Origin of the sequence: Autumnicola psychrophila (genome assembly GCF_031846645.1) — a bacterium.
Classification (GTDB): domain Bacteria; phylum Bacteroidota; class Bacteroidia; order Flavobacteriales; family Flavobacteriaceae; genus Autumnicola; species Autumnicola psychrophila.
In genome coordinates this window covers 321,041-338,376 of sequence record NZ_JAVRHN010000002.1, presented here as the reverse complement: position 1 = coordinate 338,376, position 17,336 = coordinate 321,041, and the positions used below count along the sequence as shown (strand labels likewise).

Below are 17,336 nucleotides of genomic sequence, written 5' to 3'. Positions count from 1 at the left end.
TTCTGCTATGATTTTGGTTCTTTAATTCTGATAAAATTTAAGAAAATAATATATTCTTATCCTTCCCGAATATTCGTGGACATCTTATTTTTGGTAACTTTGCTCATTATTTATATACAACTATGTCTGAAGCAAAAAGATCCCTCAACTTTATTGAGCAAATTATAGAAGAAGATCTAAAATCTGAATATAAAAAAGAAGATCTGAAATTTCGTTTTCCACCAGAACCCAATGGATATCTGCATATAGGCCATGCCTCGTCCATTTGTCTTAATTTTGGGTTGGGGGAGAAATATAATGCTCCTGTTAATCTACGTTTTGACGATACCAATCCTATTAAGGAAGAACAGGAATTTGTAGATGCCATAAAGCGGGATGTAGAATGGTTAGGCTTTAAATGGGCAAAAGAATGTTATGCTTCAGATTATTTTCAGCAGCTTTATGACTGGGCGGTGGAACTTATCAAAGAAGGTCACGCTTATGTAGACAGTCAGGCTTCAGAAGCTATTGCTGAACAAAAAGGTACACCAACAGAGCCTGGAAAGGAAAGCCCATACCGAAACCGTTCCGTAGAAGAGAATCTCGAGTTGTTTGAACAAATGAAGAATGGCCAAACAGCTGAAGGTGCTCACGTTTTACGGGCTAAAATAGATATGGCTTCTCCAAATATGTTAATGCGAGATCCCGTGATGTATAGGATTTTACATAAGAATCACCATCGTACAAAAGATTCCTGGAAAATCTATCCTATGTACGACTGGGCGCATGGTGAAAGCGATTTCATCGAGCGGGTATCCCATTCATTCTGTACGCTGGAATTTCTTCCGCACAGGGAATTATATAATTGGTTTGTGGAGAAAGTGAGTAAACCAGGAGAACTTAAACCTAAACAAAGAGAATTTGCCCGTAGAAATTTAAGTCATACTGTAGTTAGCAAGAGAAAATTGTTGCAGCTTGTAGAAAAAGGAGTGGTAAAATCCTGGGATGATCCAAGAATGCCGACTATTTCAGGTTTAAGAAGAAGAGGATATACACCTGATTCTATTCGCAATTTTGCTGAATCTATTGGAGTAGGGAAGCGCGAAAATATAATTGATGTTGCCCACCTGGAGTTTTGTGCCAGAGAAGATTTAAATAAAACTGCACCACGTGTGATGGCCGTTTTAGATCCCGTAAAACTTGTGATTACCAATTACGAGGAAGGGAAGGAAGAATGGCTGGAAGCAGAAAATAATCCTGAAGATGAGAGTGCAGGTACACGAAAATTGCCATTTTCGAGGGAGCTTTATATTGAGCAGGAAGATTTTAAGGAAAGCGCTAACCGCAAATTCTTCAGGCTTACATTAGGGAAGGAAGTGAGGCTAAAAAACGCTTATATCATCAAAGGTGAAGAAGTTATTAAAGATGATAATGGTAATATTGTGGAAATTCATTGTACTTATGATCCTAAAAGTAAAAGCGGAAGCGGTAGCCCCGAATCACTTCGGAAGGTAAAGGGAACACTACACTGGGTTTCTGTAAAACACGCTATTGAAGCTGAAGTTAGGCTTTATGATCGTCTTTTTTCTGAAGAAACACCAGATGCTGATAAAGAGAAGGATTTTGTAGATCTCATTAATCCGGAATCGTTACAGGTTATCAAAGGTTACCTGGAACCAAGTTTGCAGGAAGCCGGTGTGGAAGAAAAAGTTCAGTTCCAGCGTATAGGTTATTTTTGTGTGGATAAAGAATCAACAAAGCAAAAGCTTATTTTTAATAGAACCGTCACCCTACGTGATTCCTGGGCTAAGAAGTCGGGTAATTAAACTTATCCTAAGGGCCTGGTTTTAAGAAGACTTTAGCAAAGGAAATATACATATTAACCGGTTATTAACAGGGTAAGGACGGCTTATATCCTATCTTTGTGTTTAGTAATAACTAAATCAACACAAGAACTATGGCAAATACAGGAAGCACTTTACTCGCATTAATTACAGGAGCTGCTATTGGAGCAGGAGTAGGATTGTTGTATGCTCCCGGAAGTGGGGAAGAAACCAGAAAGAAGATTAAAAAAGATGCTGAAAAAGCTCAAAAGGATCTAAATAAACGATATAAAGAGACTTCTTCTAATTTAACAGAAAAAGCAAAAAAAGCTCGCACTGATTTTGAAACCCGACTTGAAGAAACTCTTTCTTCAGCCAGTTATAAGGCAGATGATATCTTATCTGCAATGGAATCAAAACTTGAAGAATTAAGAAAACAAAATGCAAGATTGCAGAAGGATGCTAAAAGTAGTAGTTCAGATACTTCGAGTCATGTTAAAGCCGGAGATTCCGCAGTAGGAGGAGGTACCACTGGAAAAGCCGTAGTATAATTAGCTTATGGCATTTGAAAAATTAAGCGACAGTATAGAGGAACTTAAGAAAGATGCTCGGTCTTTTGCAGATAGCAATGCTGAGTACTATAAACTTAAAGCCTTTAAAGGAGGAGTAAAAGGAGTCACAGCTGTTGTGAATCTTTTACTCATTTTCTTTTTCGGTGTTTTCGCTTTAATTTTTATTTCAATTGCAGGCGCTATTGCTATAAGTGTAGCACTTGGTTCCCCCAGTGCAGGTTACTGGATTGTAGGTGGATTTTACGTTTTGCTGGTAATTCTTATAGTACTTCTAAGAAAGAAGATTGGACGGGTGATTTTAACTAAAGCGTCTGAATCCTTTTTTAAATAACCTATTATGGGAAAGAAATATACTTCTTACGATCAGATAGACAGAGATTTAAAAATATTAAAGCTTCAGACAGATATTGATAAGGAAGAAGTAAGGCTCAGTGTAGATCAGGTGAAATCTAATATTTCTCCTGCCGCACTTGGAAGTGATCTGTTTGGATCTATGATACAAAAAGCTCTTATTTTGAAGGCGCTTTCTAAAATGTTCGGGATTAAGAAATTGGTTGCCAGTTCAAAGAAATAATAAAACAGCTGAACAAAAACTAGAATATAAAAAAGCCTCTGATTTTCTTTTCAGAGGCTTTTCTGGTTTTGAACTTTGCTTTCTATGGTAGCGAGACCTAGGATCGATTGTCCTCCTCATCATCTTCCGTTTCCCGGTAGATGGTATCTGTATCTGTAGATTTCTTTAAATTTTCCTTGTTCTTTTCCTTCATTGCTTCGCCTATCTGATTAGAGGCAGTAAATGATGCAACCATATTGTTCAGCATTTCGCTACCAGCCTGCGGCGAATTCGGTAATAAAATAAGATTACTATTGGTTTGCTCTCCAATGGCTTGTAAGGTGTCGTAATGTTGTGTCACCACGATAAGGGCAGATGCTTCCTGAGAATTTATCCCAACATTGTTCAAGACATCTACGCTTTCTTCGAGTCCTCGGGCAATTTCACGCCTCTGGTCAGCAATTCCCTGTCCCTGCAGGCGCTTGCTCTCTGCTTCTGCACGGGCTTTGGCAACGATTTTTATCCTGTCTGCTTCAGCTACAAATTCCGCTGCTACTTTTTCCCTTTCCGCAGCATTTATACGGTTCATTGCGGCTTTAACCTGAACATCGGGATCTATATCTGTCACCAAAGTTTTAATAATATCATACCCATAATCCTGCATCGCCTGGTTCAATTCCCGGTTTACGGCAACTGCAATGTCGTCTTTACGCTCAAAAACGTCATCCAGCTTCATTTTAGGTACTTCTGCGCGCACAACGTCAAAAACATAAGCTGTTATCTGGTCGTGCGGACTTTCGAGCTTGTAAAACGCGTCATATACGTTTGACTTTACTACCTGAAACTGTACCGAAATCTTCAGCTTAACGAAAACATTATCTTTTGTCTTTGTTTCTACAAGTACGTCCAGTTGTTGCACCTTCAGGTTTATCCTGCCGGCAATACGGTCGATAATTGGAATTTTAAAGTGCAGACCGGAATTTTTTATGCTTAAAAACCTTCCGAAACGTTCCAGAATTGCTGCAGATTGTTGTTTTACGGTAAATACTCCTGAAAAGATGATTACAAGAACAATTAGTCCAAGTAAGGGTAATAAGATGTAGCCTGCCATTATCTGTGAGAATTAGAAATTATCTCTGAAAGATAGCAAATAAAGGCTGACTGTGCAGTGGCAAAAAAAGTGAATAAGAAACCCGGATTATTAGTCCGGGTTTGATATGTCGAGCGGAGTCGAGACGCTTCTTAATTTTTAAAAAATTTTTATTCCAGTGTGGAAATTGCTTTTTGAATTCTGGTAATTGTTTCTTCTTTTCCAATAAATTCAGCGATTACATAAAGGTCTGGTCCCTGCATTGCACCTACCAGGGCAAGACGGAAAGGCTGCATCACTTTTCCAAAACCGACTTCTTTTTGCCCAATCCATTCCTTTACGGTTTCCTGAATATTCCCAGATGTCCAGTCTTCAGTATCTTCCAGTACAGGAATAAGTTCTTCCATTAAAGCGCCGGTATCTTCTTTCCAGGCTTTTTTAGAATTCTTTGGATCGTAGGAGGTAGGGGAAGTAAAAAAGAAATGTCCCTGCTCCCATAAATCCTCAACAAAAACAGCGCGTTCTTTTATAAGATCCACCACATTTTTTACATAATCTTCTTCCGGAGAAAATCCTTTTTTCTTGAGTAACTTCTGAAATTCAGAAGCTAAAAAGGTATTATCTGTTTCCTGAAGGTAATGTTGCTGAAACCATTTTGTTTTTTCAGGATCAAATTTTGCTCCTCCTTTATGTACACGGGAAAGCTCAAAAGCCTCTACCAGTTCATCAATCTTAAAGAACTCCCTTTCGGTACCCGGATTCCAGCCTAAAAAGGCAAGCATATTGGTCACTGCTTCGGGAAAATATCCTTCTTCACGATATCCTGAAGAAATTTCACCAGATTTTGGATCTTTCCATTCCAGTGGAAATACGGGGAATCCCATTTTATCACCGTCACGTTTACTCAGTTTACCTTTTCCCTGTGGCTTTAGAATAAGTGGTAAATGCGCAAAAACAGGAGCCTGCCAGCCAAAGGCGCGATATAACATTATATGTAAAGCCAGGGACGGTAACCATTCTTCACCTCTAATTACATGAGTAATTTCCATTAAATGATCGTCCACAATATTTGCCAGGTGATAAGTGGGCATGCCATCACTCTTGTACAAAACTTTATCATCCAGAATGCTGGTGTCTATCTCCATTGCACCTCGAATCTCATCTTTTATATGCAAAGTCTCATTTTCAGGAGATTTAAAACGTACCACAAAAGGCTCGTCCGCATCCAGTTTTTCCTGAATTTCTTTTTCTGAAAGTGAGATAGAATTTGACAGTTTTTCCCTGTTATGCCAGTTGTAAATAAAGGTTTTTCCTTTGGCTTCATGGTCTTTTCTATGATCATCAAGCGCTTCAGCAGTATCAAAAGCATAGTATGCGTTTCCGGAAGCTATCAGCTTTTCAGCATATTCTTTATACATTTCTTTCCGCTCACTCTGGCGGTAAGGACCAAAATCGCCTTCTTTGCCGGGACCTTCATCAAACGGAATTCCGCACCAGTTTAAGGCTTCAACAATATAATCTTCAGCACCTTCAACATATCGGTTTTGATCTGTATCTTCAATGCGAAGAAGAAAATCACCTTTATGTTTTTTTGCAAATAAATAATTAAATAAAGCTGTTCTCACCCCGCCTATATGTAGAGGTCCTGTTGGACTGGGAGCAAAACGTACACGCACTTTAGTGGCCATAGAATTAGATTTTAACAGCAAAGATACAACCTTAATTATGCAATCCTAAATCATTTGGAATTTCAGTTTTGCTGTAAAATTCATAAGATATTCAGGTTGAATTAATTGATCTAAATTTATTGTAATTTTGTTGTTTAAACAGAAGGAGGGAAGATGGATCATTTTAAGAAGATACAGGAGAAGCTGGAGGGTTTTATACGTAAGTATTATTTCAATTTATTACTGAAGGGTGCTATTCTTTTTGTTACGGTTGGTCTTCTTTATTTTTTGCTTATCCTTGGGATAGAATATTTCTTCTGGCTCAATAGCTTCGGAAGAGCGGTATTATTCTGGCTTTTTATTGCCGTTGAAGCACTTTTGCTTGCCAAGTTTATCCTCATTCCGCTTTTTAAATTACTTAAACTTTCTGAAGGTTTAAATAAAGTAGAGGCATCCAGACTTATAGGCCGGCACTTTCCTGAAGTGAATGATAAACTTCTTAATATCCTTCAGCTTAAAAATAATAGCAGCCAGTCCGATCTTCTTTTGGCGAGTATAGATCAAAAGGCCAAAGATCTTCAGCCTGTTCCGTTTACTTCTGCAGTAAATTATAAGAGCAGTTTGAGGTATGCGAAATTTGCCATTTTTCCGGTTGTAATTGTACTGGCATTACTTTTTACCGGTAATTCTTCATTTTTTTCTGAAAGTTATGCGCGGGTAAGTAATTACAATACCGCCTACGAACCGCCGGCACCATTTCTATTCCATATTCAAAATAAGAATCTAAAGGTGGAAGAGGATAAGGATTTGCGTTTGCTGGTGGAAACTACCGGGAAAGTGATACCCGAAAATGTTTCTATTCATTTTAATGATCAAACCTATTTTCTCAAATCTGAAACTCCCGGATTGTTTGAATTTACTTTTAAGAGATTGAGTGAAAATGTCAATTTTCATATTTCCAGTAATGGAGTTAAATCACCAACTTATGAAGTTGAAGTAATAGAAGTTCCAAAGTTGCTGAATTTTGATATGGCAATGGATTACCCTGCTTATACAGGAAAGAAGGATGAAATTATTTCCGGAACCGGGAATGCTAGTATTCCTGAAGGAACTAAAATCAGTTGGAAATTTAATACGAGAAACACAAAGCAGGTTAACCTGGAATACGCAGATACCGTGGTCTCTGTTTCTTCAACGAAACCAGTCTTTGATTATAATCAGCAGGTTTTTTCTGATTTTCCGTACGAACTGAGTACATCGAATGAACAGATAAATGATTACGAAAAACTTCAGTATAGAATTGAAGTTATTAAAGATGAGTATCCGGAAATTGAGGTAGAGCAGAAAATTGACAGTCTGGACAATACCACCCGTTATATACGCGGAAGGATTTCTGACGATTACGGACTCTCCAGACTAGAATTTGTCTATTACAAAGAGGGAAAAGAAGAGGAGGCCGAAAATTGGCAAATTTCGGCCTCCTCTCAGAATTTTGATGAATTCCTGCTCACTTTTCCTGGAGAGATAGGTCTGGAAAGGGGTTATAACTACGATTATTACTTCAGGGTATATGATAATGATGCTATAAATGGTGCTAAAAGCACTACAAGTGAAGTTTTTTCCTACAGAGAACGCTTTTTGGAGGAAATTGAAGCTGAAAAACTTCAAAATCAGGGAAAGTACATAGAAAATTTATCTCAGGGACTGGAGAAAATGGAAAAGTCTGAGCTGGACTTGGAAGAAATTTCACGGCTTCAGAAGGAGAATGAAAAGTTAGATTATAATCAGCGGAAGAAAATCGAAGACTTCATCAACAGGCAAAAAAGACAATCGGAGTTAATGCAAAACTATTCTGAAAAGCTAAAAAAGAGCCTGGAAAAGACAGATGATAAAAATGACAATTTTCGGCAGGAACTGGAGCGAAGAACAGATAAAAATGAAGAACGGCTTCAAAGAAATGAGGAACTTTTAAAAGAACTTGAGGAAATTGCAGAGAAAATTAATCGTGAAGAGCTGGGACAAAAGCTGGAGCAATTATCGAAGCAAAATCAGAATCAAAAACGAAACCTGGAACAGTTGCTTGAACTTACCAAACAATATTATATAGAGGAAAAGAAGCAAAAGTTGAGCAGGGATTTAGAAAAACTCGCCGAAGAGCAGGAAAGTTTAGCAGAGAGTGAGGAGAACAGTGCTGAGGCGCAGGAAAAAGTTTCCAAGAAATTTGAAGAGTTTCGGAAAGAAATGGATCAATTGGAAAAAGACAATGAAGCCTTAAAATCTCCTAAAGAATTGGAAAGGGAAGAAGTGGATGAAGAAAGTATTGAAAAGGAACAGAAGGAAGCTTCTGAAGAATTAGAACAGGGAAATAAAGAAAACGCAAAGGAAAAGCAGAAAAATGCTGCTAAGAAAATGCAGGAGATGAGCCAAAAGATGCAGATGCAAAGTATGCAGCAGGAAGGCGAACAGTTGGATGCTGATATTAAAACATTAAGGCAGATTCTGGATAACCTGGTCACTTTTTCTTTTGAACAGGAGAACCTTCTTAATAATTTTCAGGAGATAGATCAGGACAATCCTGTTTATGCAGCGAGGCTAAAAAGGCAAAGTGTTTTACGTGAACATTTCAATCATATTGACGATAGCCTCTATACACTGGCTTTAAAAAATCCTATGATTAACGAGGAAATCACCTCAAATTTAACAGATATAGAATATGATATTGACAAGGCTTTAGAGCGTTTATCTGAAAATCAGATTTCTCAGGGTACAGCGAGTCAACAATATGTGGTTACCAGGTCCAACAACCTAGCTTATCTTTTAAGTCAGATTCTTTCGGGAATGCAGCAACAGGCAAATCCGAAAATGGGAAAGGGTAAAGGCGGAGAAGAAATGCAATTGATGGACATTATCAAGAAACAGCAGGATTTGATGGGGGAGATGAAGGAAGGTATGAAAGGGGAACAAAAAGGTCAAAAGGAAGGAGAAGGGCAGCAGAGTAATGGTGAAGGAGGCGAAGGTATGAATGGCAATCTTTTTGAGATTTATAAACAGCAAATGGAGTTACGGGAAAATCTGGAAAGGTTATTGGAAGAAGAAGGGAATAACGGGAATGGAGATAAGTTGAGGAAAGACATGGAAGAACTGGAAGAACAACTTCTGGAAAAAAAGTTTGATCCTCAAAACCTTGAGAGAATGTTGAATTTGGAACATGAATTAATGAAGTTCCAGGATGCCAAACTACAACAGGGGGAGGATAATAAAAGGACTTCAGAAAGTAATATCAGGGAGTTCAATAATGACGCTAAAGATCAAAATCTTAAGGCAAAAGAATATTTTAATTCCACAGAAATTTTAAATCGACAAATCTTACCTTTGCGGCAAATTTACAAGGTAAAAGTAAAGCAATATTTTGATGGAGGGAGTGATTAATTTTTACGGAGAAAATGATTTCGAACTGGAGAATAAGAATGATTTTTCTAGATGGATTGAGAAAGTAATTTATTCTGAAGAAAAGAAGCTTGACGAAATCAGTTTTATTTTTTGTAATGATGAATATCTCCATAAGATCAATTTACAATATTTGAACCACGACACTTTTACTGATATCATTAGTTTTGATAATACAGTAGGTAATTTATTGGGAGGAGATATATTCATTAGCACCGACAGGGTAGCTGAAAATGCCATGGATTATAATGTAGATTTTGATGAAGAATTAAAAAGAGTTATTATACACGGGGTGTTGCATCTTTGTGGATATAAAGATAAATCTGAAAGCGAAAGTGCTTTGATGCGACAAAAAGAAAACGAAAAAATGGAATTGTTCCACGTGGAACAATAACTGTAAAAAGAAGAAATTGAATGTTTGAAAAGGAATATGATGTTATAGTTGTTGGAGCGGGTCACGCAGGGAGTGAGGCTGCGGCTTCTGCTGCTAATTTGGGTTGCAAAACTCTTCTTGTAACAATGAATTTGCAGAATATTGCGCAAATGAGTTGTAATCCTGCAATGGGCGGGATTGCGAAAGGACAAATTTTAAGAGAGATTGATGCTCTTGGCGGCTACAGCGGATTGGTTAGTGACACCAGCGCAATTCAGTTTAAAATGCTTAATAAATCAAAAGGACCTGCGATGTGGAGTCCAAGGGTGCAGAGCGATAGAATGCGTTTTTCTGAAGACTGGAGAATGAGATTAGAACAAACTCCGAATCTGGATTTTTACCAGGAAATGGTTGCTGGTTTAATGATAGAAAATGGAAAAGTAACAGGAGTTAAAACTTCCCTTGGACTTGAAATAAAAGGAAAGTCTGTAGTATGTACTAACGGAACTTTTTTGAATGGGCTTATTCATATAGGGGATAAAAATTTTGGTGGAGGAAGAGCAGGTGAGAGAGCTGCTACCGGTATAACAAAAGATCTTATTGAAGCAGGATTTGAAGCTGGCAGAATGAAAACCGGAACACCTCCTCGTGTAGACGGAAGGTCTTTGGACTATTCAAAAATGGTGGAGCAGCCGGGGGATGAAAATCCTGGTAAGTTCTCTTATTTGGATGAAACAAAGCCGCTGCAAAAACAGAGGTCTTGTCATATGACTTATACTTCTAATGAAGTTCATGAAATTTTAAAAGAAGGTTTTGACAGATCACCTATGTTTAACGGAAGAATTAAAAGCATTGGTCCAAGGTATTGTCCTTCTATAGAAGATAAAATAAATCGTTTTGCAGATAAGGATCGGCATCAGCTTTTTGTGGAACCAGAAGGATGGAATACTGTCGAGGTTTATGTAAATGGCTTCTCTACTTCCTTACCTGAAGATGTACAATTTAAAGCATTAAAATCTGTAGCGGGTTTTGAGAATGTAAAATTCTTTCGTCCAGGTTATGCGATCGAATATGATTATTTTCCGCCTACTCAATTAAAGCATACACTCGAGACAAAATTGGTTGAAGGTTTATACTTTGCCGGACAAATTAATGGTACGACAGGATATGAAGAAGCAGCTTGCCAGGGATTAATGGCAGGAATAAATGCGGCTTTAAAAGTACAGGAAAGAGAGGAATTTATATTACAAAGGAATGAAGCTTACATTGGTGTTTTAATCGACGATTTAATTACAAAGGGAACAGAGGAGCCGTATCGAATGTTTACGTCGAGAGCAGAATACAGAACTTTGTTAAGACAGGATAATGCTGATTTTCGTTTAACAGAACGCTCTTATAATTTAGGTCTTGCTTCTGAAAAGCGAATGTTTCGCATGGAAGAGAAAAAGAAGAAGTCTATGGAGTTTGTTACTTTTTTAAAGGAGCAAAGTGTAACTCCCGAATATTCTAATCCGGTTCTTGAAGATAATAGTTCAGCTTTAATGAAGCAAAGTGATAAGATTTTCAAGATCTTTTCAAGGCCTAATATAGCTATGTCCGATATTCGATATTTTCCCGGGGTCGAGGAGTATATTCGGGAGCATGATCTTAACGAAGAGGAGCTGGAACAAACAGAAATTCAGGTGAAGTACTCAGGATATATAGAAAAGGAAAAGAATAATGCAGATAAGCTCAACCGACTTGAGGATATGAAAATCCCGCAGAATTTTGATTATTCCAAGATAAAATCTATGTCTTTTGAAGCACGGGAAAAACTGAACAAGATTAAGCCTACGTCAGTTTCTCAGGCATCAAGAATAAGCGGAGTAAGTCCAAACGATGTTTCAGTTTTGCTGGTATATATGGGAAGATAATTTGAAATTGTTCCACGTGGAACTATGACTTTAATTTCTATTATTAAATTTTTATTCTCTTTATGGCTGACCAAAAATTTTTTCTTTCCTGTAAAGACTATCTTGTTTCAGGGGAAGAATTCGATCTTTTCTGGAGTGATAAGTATGAAATTCTTGAAACAAAACCTGCTCCACTAGATCTCTCTTTTTATTACTCCAGTGACAATTATATTTCCCATACAGATTCCAAAGAAACGTTTAGAGAAAAACTATATCAGCGGGTAAAAAATTTTATGCTGAACAAAAAGCTGGGATGGATAAAGAAATATAAAATGTCCGGCAAATTATTAGATGTTGGTGCTGGTACTGGTGATTTTTTAATTGAAGCAAAGAAGCAGGGGTTTACAGCTTATGGAGTGGAGCCAAACGAAACAGCTAGGGGAGTGGCTTTTCATAAAGATGTGAATTTGGAAAAAAGCTTTAAGGATCTTGAAGATACTAACTTTGACGTTATTTCTATGTGGCATGTTTTGGAGCATATTCCCGATCAGGAAAAAGAAATTACTTCGCTATACAATTTATTAAATGACGATGGAATTTTAATAGTAGCTGTTCCCAATTTTAAAAGTTATGATGCAACTTTTTATAAAGAATATTGGGCAGGTTATGATGTGCCCCGCCATCTTTATCATTTTTCTCAAAATGGTCTCACCTCGTTTTTTTTTGACAACAACTTTGAGCTGGTAGAAAAGCGTCCGCTTATTTTCGATTCCTATTATGTAAGTTTACTTTCTGAAAAACATAAAACGGGATCATGGAATTATTTCCGGGCATTCTACACCGGGCTCAAGTCAAATATGAAAGCTCGATCCTCTTCTGAATATTCCTCTCTTGTTTATTTCTTTAGAAAAAGACAAAAAGCTTAAATAAAGCTTTATTTAAGCTTTTTGTCTGCAAAAACATATAATGACCTGCTTTCTGGGAGAAAGGCTTTAAAAAAGCTTCCAACGGGATGAATTTTTATAGAATAAGTTTATTTGTGTTCGCATAATAATCATTATTTCTTATTAATACTATTATTATTCTTATATCGGACTTCAGTGGAAATATTTATTTACTTTCTTACATTTGCGCCAAATTAAATTTTAAGAAAATAAGAACATGAAAAAAATTTTAGCAATTCTGGTTTTAGGAATTTTTATGACTTCCTGTAATCAGGAAAAAACAGCATATGTTGATACTTCAAAATTAATTCAGGAGTATAAGGAGATGAAAGATGTGGAGGCGGAATTTACAACTAAATCAGATTCTGTAAGACAACAATTGGATGCCGCTGCCAGCGAATTTCAAAAACAAGTTCAGGAATACCAGGCTAACATGAATACCATGAGCCAGACTGAACGCCAGGAGAAAGAACAGGAATTAATGAGACAGCAGCAAATGTTACAGCAACAGCAACAAAGCCAGGGTGGTCAATTACGCGCCCAAAGTGATGCTGCCGTAGATTCTATTGTAAGTAAAGTTAAAGATTACGTACAGGATTATGGTCAGGAAAACGGTTATACCTACATCTTTGGCTCTAATGATGCTGCTAACAGTATTATGTTTGCGAAGGATGGAAAGGATTTAACTGAAGAAATTCTTGAAAAATTAAATGCAGATTACGAGACTGAATAAATATTATTCTTGGTTACAAAATTTAAGCCTCAGTTTGACTGGGGCTTTTTTGATTTTGAAAAGAATGGATCACTACTCTTCAGCAGCGAAGTTAATCTGTAGTTTCTTCTTAAAGGAATAGAGCCGAAAATTGCCATTTTCCCTATGCCGCCTTTTTGTGTAGAAACCGTGTAAGTTTAATTGAAAGATCGGTAAAAATAATTTTTGCATTCCCGTTTCTCTCTATATGATAAGCTGCTTCCTCTAGGGCCTGAGTAATTGGGATAATATTACCACCATGTATAAATGGTGCAAAATTTTCTAATTTAAAACCTGGTGTCTCAGGTAAAAGATAAACCAAACCTTCGGCTTTATAGTTCATCATTAATGCCTGCCGGAAAAAATCTATACAAAATTCCAAAAAACTCTTCTGAGTTTCTCTTCCCAAAGCGGCAATTTCTTCGCTCCAGCTAATTAATTCCAGAACAGTAGCTTTATTTCCTTTAGCTTTAAAAGCTGTTCGAACCCATTGTATAAACCATTTTTCGAACTGTTCATCACCAGATTTTTTCTCGTAAATGTGAATGGCATTAGTGTAGCTTCCATTGGCCTGATGTGCCGTTTTTAGTGCTTCACTTTTGTCACAATCATATTTATCTATCAAAGCCTGGGCAATGTCTGCTTCAGCTAAAGGAGGAAAGTGGAGGGTTTGGCACCGGGAACGTATCGTTTGTATAATTTGTTCCTCATCTTCGGTTATCAGGATAAAAAGTGTCTTATTCGGCGGTTCTTCAATTAATTTAAGCAGTTTATTGGCCGCCGCAGTATTAATTTTTTCAGCCATCCAAATAAGCATCACCTTAAATCCACCTTCATAAGATTTTAGGGAAAGCGACTTCACGATGTCTTGTGCTTCATCTACTCCAATCTGTCCCTGCTTTTTCTCAATTCCTATTTCCTGATACCAATCGAGTAGATTTGCATAAGGATTGGAGGCAACAAATTTTCTCCATTCTGTAAGAAAATTGGAAGAAACGGGGTGGCTCTTAACCTTATCATTGGTTGCAACAGGAAAAGCAAAATGAAGATCAGGATGCGAAAGATTGTTAAATTTCACGTTGCAAGATGAAACTCCGGAGGAATTTTCACCCTCAGAATTCTGGCAGAGAATATACTGTGCATAAGCAATGGCCATAGGAAGCGTTCCGCTGCCATTTTTTCCTACAAATAACTGCGCATGTGGAATCCTGCTCCTGTCTGCAGTAGTTGTAAGATGTTTCTTTATGTGCGGTAAACCTATTATATTGGAGAAAAGCATAAGCAAATATATAATTTATATGCTCTTTTATATCTTCGGAAAAAATTATATTTGTAATAAGACCGCCCTCAGAAAGGGCAATTATCAATAATTCTATTTAACACAGCTAAACAAACAGCGGTGTAGATTGAAAAAAATAAAAATTAGATGAAAACATTAGACGATTACAACTTCAAAGATAAACAGGCGTTAATAAGGGTAGATTTTAATGTACCTTTAAATGAAGACCTGGAGGTTACAGATAATAACCGTATTGAGGCAGCAAAACCAACTATTCTGAAAATTCTTGAAGATGGAGGAAGTGTGGTACTTATGTCGCACCTGGGAAGACCTAAAGGAAGAGAAGAAAAGTTTTCATTGCGGAATGTTGTAGAGGAAGTAGCCAAGGTTATTGGGGTAAAGCCAAAGTTTGTTGAGGATTGTATTGGGGAGGATGTGAAAAAAGCTGCTTCTGATCTTAAACCGGGAGAAATTCTGCTTCTTGAAAACCTGCGTTTTCATGATGAAGAAACCAAAGGAGATAAAGAATTTGCAAAAAAGCTGTCTGAGTTTGGAGATATATATGTGAATGACGCTTTTGGTACGGCACACCGGGCACATGCTTCTACAACCATTGTAGCTCAGTTTTTCGATAAAAAATGCTTTGGATATTTATTGGCTAAAGAAATAAAAAGTCTTGATAAGGTTTTAAATAGCAAGGAGAAACCTGTAACTGCTGTATTAGGAGGAGCAAAAGTATCTTCAAAAATTACAGTTATTGAAAATATTCTGGACAAGATTGATCATCTTATCATTGGAGGTGGGATGACATATACCTTCATTAAAGCCCAGGGAGGTAAAATTGGTACATCTCTTGTGGAAGATGATAAACAGGAATTAGCTTTGGAAATACTTAAAAAAGCCAAAGAAAAAGGGGTTCAGGTACATTTACCGGTAGATTCGATTATTGCAGATAGTTTTTCTGAACAGGCCAGTACCCAGATTGAACGTGTAGACGAAATTCCTGATGGTTGGATGGGTCTTGATGTAGGACCAGAAACCTTAAGAAATTTTTCAAAAGTAATTTCAGATTCTAAAATTATTCTTTGGAATGGACCACTGGGAGTTTTTGAAATGGATGCTTTTGCAAAAGGAACAATAGAATTAGGTAAAGCCATAGCAGAAGCTACTGAAAAAGGGGCTTTTTCTCTTGTAGGTGGTGGAGATTCTGTCGCGGCAGTTAAGAAATTTGGTCTGGAAGACCGGGTTAGTTATGTATCTACCGGAGGTGGAGCAATGTTGGAAATGCTGGAGGGAAAATCTTTGCCGGGAATAGAAGCAATAGGTAAATAAAATAATGTGTGTAGACTATGGACTATGCAGAATAACTGGAAATGATGATTAGAAGGGGAATGTTGATCATCTTCTCACTTTTAGCGCTTAACACTTATGCGCAAAATGGGAAGAAAAAGCAGGTGGAGAAAACAAATTTTAGAGTTCAGATTTTTCAAAAATCTGTTGACACTGAAATTGAACTGGCTGAACCTGACCCCGAATTTAAAAACAGAATCCCGATCTCTGCTATAGTTCGGGATTCTTCAACTGTGGCATTAAAAGATCTGCCCCGTGCACGTAAAATAGATTCTATTTGGAAACAGGAACTTACAAATTCTGATCTGTTTGAAACAATGCATAAAAGTGTTCTCGAACAGGACTATTCAGAAGTAGTTTATACTGAGCTTCCAACAGATACCCTTAAAGCACGGCTTAAGAACCTTAATGCCAGAACTCCTTTTAATATTGAATATAATCCAAGTCTGGAAAGTGTAATAAAATCTTATCTAAAGCGCAACAAGCATGCTATGGAGCGCCTTATGGCATTGAGTGATTATTATTTTCCGCTTTTCGAGCAGGAACTGGATCGCTATGATATTCCGTTGGAGATAAAATACCTTGCAATAGTAGAATCTGCACTTAATCCAAGAGCAAGATCAAGAGTTGGGGCTACTGGATTGTGGCAGTTTATGTTCCCTACGGGTAAAATGTTCGATCTTGATGTTAGTTCTTATGTAGATGAGCGTATGGATCCGGTAAAATCTACTGAAGCAGCAGCACAATATTTAGCAAGTTTATATAAGACTTTTGGGGATTGGGATCTTGTTCTCGCTTCATACAATTCCGGTCCGGGGAATGTTGCAAAAGCGATACGCAGGAGTGGAGGATCTGTTGATTATTGGGATCTAAGAAGATATCTTCCACGTGAAACAGCAGGTTATGTGCCCGCTTTCCTGGCAACTTTATATCTTTTTGAGTATGCCGAGGAGCACAATTTTCAGCCCAACCGACCCGATGTCGCTTATTTTGAAACTGATACCATAAGGGTAAAAGAAATGCTGAGTTTTGACCACATTTCAAAAATTACCGGAGTTGATAAAAATATGCTGCAATTTTTAAATCCGAGTTATAAGCTTGATGTCATTCCTTTTGTAAAGGATGAAAATTATACGCTAAGGCTTCCCAGGCCTTCAACCGGTGCGTTTGTTTCAAACGAAGCTGCGATATATGAATATGTTGCAAGTGATTTAGAGAAGGAAAAAGAAAACCTTCCGCAGTATGTGAAAACAGAAGAGCGGATTAGATATCGTGTTAGAAGCGGAGATTATTTGGGTCGTATTGCTGAAAAATATGGAGTTGGTGTAAGCGAAATTAGAAAATGGAATAATCTAAGAAGTAATAATTTAAGAATTGGGCAGTATCTTACGGTATTTCCAAGGAAACCTGTTGTAGCACAGCAATCAGAAGAGGCTGAAACACGCAATAGTAATAATCCAAAAGTATATAAAGTCAAGAATGGAGATTCTCTTTGGAGTATATCAAAAAAGTTTCCAGGAGTTACGGTACAGAATTTGAGGAGTTGGAATGATATGAATAGTAACACACTTAGACCTGGAATGACATTAAAGATTTCGAAAGGCTGATATCATAAT

14 protein-coding genes are annotated in these 17,336 nt (G+C 37.3%); 11 read left to right on the top strand and 3 right to left on the bottom strand.

Annotated features, from left to right (window positions below; genetic code table 11):
- The first annotated feature begins 122 nt into the window (after positions 1 to 122).
- From RM541_RS04050 to RM541_RS04035, 4 genes are all read left to right on the top strand, one after another.
- The gene (locus RM541_RS04050) at positions 123 to 1,805 is read left to right on the top strand and encodes a glutamine--tRNA ligase/YqeY domain fusion protein (RefSeq protein WP_311498937.1); all 1,683 of its coding nucleotides are present in this window, start codon (positions 123 to 125) and stop codon (positions 1,803 to 1,805) included.
- 131 nt (positions 1,806 to 1,936) lie between these two features.
- Complete coding sequence (locus RM541_RS04045; RefSeq protein WP_311495350.1) at positions 1,937 to 2,353, top strand: YtxH domain-containing protein; 417 nt, start codon at positions 1,937 to 1,939, stop codon at positions 2,351 to 2,353.
- Between the two features lie 7 nt (positions 2,354 to 2,360).
- A complete protein-coding gene (locus tag RM541_RS04040) occupies positions 2,361 to 2,705 on the top strand; it encodes a hypothetical protein (protein WP_311498936.1) in 345 nt (114 codons plus the stop codon).
- Positions 2,706 to 2,711: 6 nt separating this feature from the next.
- Positions 2,712 to 2,948, top strand: a complete 237-nt coding sequence (locus RM541_RS04035) for a DUF6327 family protein (protein ID WP_311498935.1) — start codon at positions 2,712 to 2,714, stop codon at positions 2,946 to 2,948.
- 97 nt (positions 2,949 to 3,045) lie between these two features.
- Here RM541_RS04035 and RM541_RS04030 read toward each other — a convergent pair whose 3' ends face one another.
- Both RM541_RS04030 and gltX read right to left on the bottom strand, forming a co-directional pair.
- A complete protein-coding gene (locus RM541_RS04030; RefSeq protein WP_311498934.1) occupies positions 3,046 to 4,038 on the bottom strand; it encodes an SPFH domain-containing protein in 993 nt (330 codons plus the stop codon).
- A gap of 149 nt (positions 4,039 to 4,187) precedes the next feature.
- Positions 4,188 to 5,705 carry a glutamate--tRNA ligase gene (gene gltX / locus RM541_RS04025; RefSeq protein ID WP_311498933.1) on the bottom strand — a complete coding sequence of 506 codons (1,518 nt, stop codon included), beginning with the start codon at positions 5,703 to 5,705 and terminating at the stop codon, positions 4,188 to 4,190.
- A 153-nt stretch (positions 5,706 to 5,858) separates the two neighbouring features.
- Between gltX and RM541_RS04020 the strand changes: the two genes are divergently transcribed.
- The 5 genes from RM541_RS04020 (at position 5,859) to RM541_RS04000 (ending at position 13,073) form a co-directional block, all read left to right on the top strand.
- A complete protein-coding gene (locus RM541_RS04020; protein WP_311498932.1) occupies positions 5,859 to 9,113 on the top strand; it encodes a DUF4175 family protein in 3,255 nt (1,084 codons plus the stop codon).
- On the top strand, positions 9,106 to 9,525 hold the full coding sequence (gene ybeY / locus RM541_RS04015) for an rRNA maturation RNase YbeY (protein WP_311498971.1): 420 nt from the start codon (positions 9,106 to 9,108) through the stop codon (positions 9,523 to 9,525). Before RM541_RS04020 ends, ybeY begins: the two co-directional genes overlap by 8 nt.
- A 20-nt stretch (positions 9,526 to 9,545) precedes the next feature.
- A complete protein-coding gene (gene mnmG / locus RM541_RS04010; protein WP_311498931.1) occupies positions 9,546 to 11,417 on the top strand; it encodes a tRNA uridine-5-carboxymethylaminomethyl(34) synthesis enzyme MnmG in 1,872 nt (623 codons plus the stop codon).
- A 62-nt stretch (positions 11,418 to 11,479) separates the two neighbouring features.
- The gene (locus RM541_RS04005) at positions 11,480 to 12,322 is read left to right on the top strand and encodes a class I SAM-dependent methyltransferase (RefSeq protein ID WP_311498930.1); all 843 of its coding nucleotides are present in this window, start codon (positions 11,480 to 11,482) and stop codon (positions 12,320 to 12,322) included.
- A gap of 235 nt (positions 12,323 to 12,557) precedes the next feature.
- Entirely contained in the window at positions 12,558 to 13,073 is a 516-nt protein-coding gene (locus RM541_RS04000) for an OmpH/Skp family outer membrane protein (protein ID WP_311498929.1), read from the top strand.
- 142 nt (positions 13,074 to 13,215) lie between these two features.
- On the opposite strand, the gene RM541_RS03995 is transcribed toward RM541_RS04000, so the two are convergent.
- On the bottom strand, positions 13,216 to 14,370 hold the full coding sequence (locus RM541_RS03995; RefSeq protein WP_311498928.1) for a DNA polymerase III subunit: 1,155 nt from the start codon (positions 14,368 to 14,370) through the stop codon (positions 13,216 to 13,218).
- Positions 14,371 to 14,517: 147 nt separating this feature from the next.
- Here RM541_RS03995 and RM541_RS03990 point away from each other — a divergent pair, with 147 nt between their 5' ends.
- Both RM541_RS03990 and RM541_RS03985 read left to right on the top strand, forming a co-directional pair.
- Entirely contained in the window at positions 14,518 to 15,702 is a 1,185-nt protein-coding gene (locus RM541_RS03990; protein ID WP_311495340.1) for a phosphoglycerate kinase, read from the top strand.
- Positions 15,703 to 15,743: 41 nt separating this feature from the next.
- Positions 15,744 to 17,327 (top strand): lytic transglycosylase domain-containing protein, encoded by a 1,584-nt coding sequence (locus RM541_RS03985; RefSeq protein ID WP_432264658.1) that lies wholly within the window; start codon positions 15,744 to 15,746, stop codon positions 17,325 to 17,327.
- Positions 17,328 to 17,336: the final 9 nt, after the last annotated feature.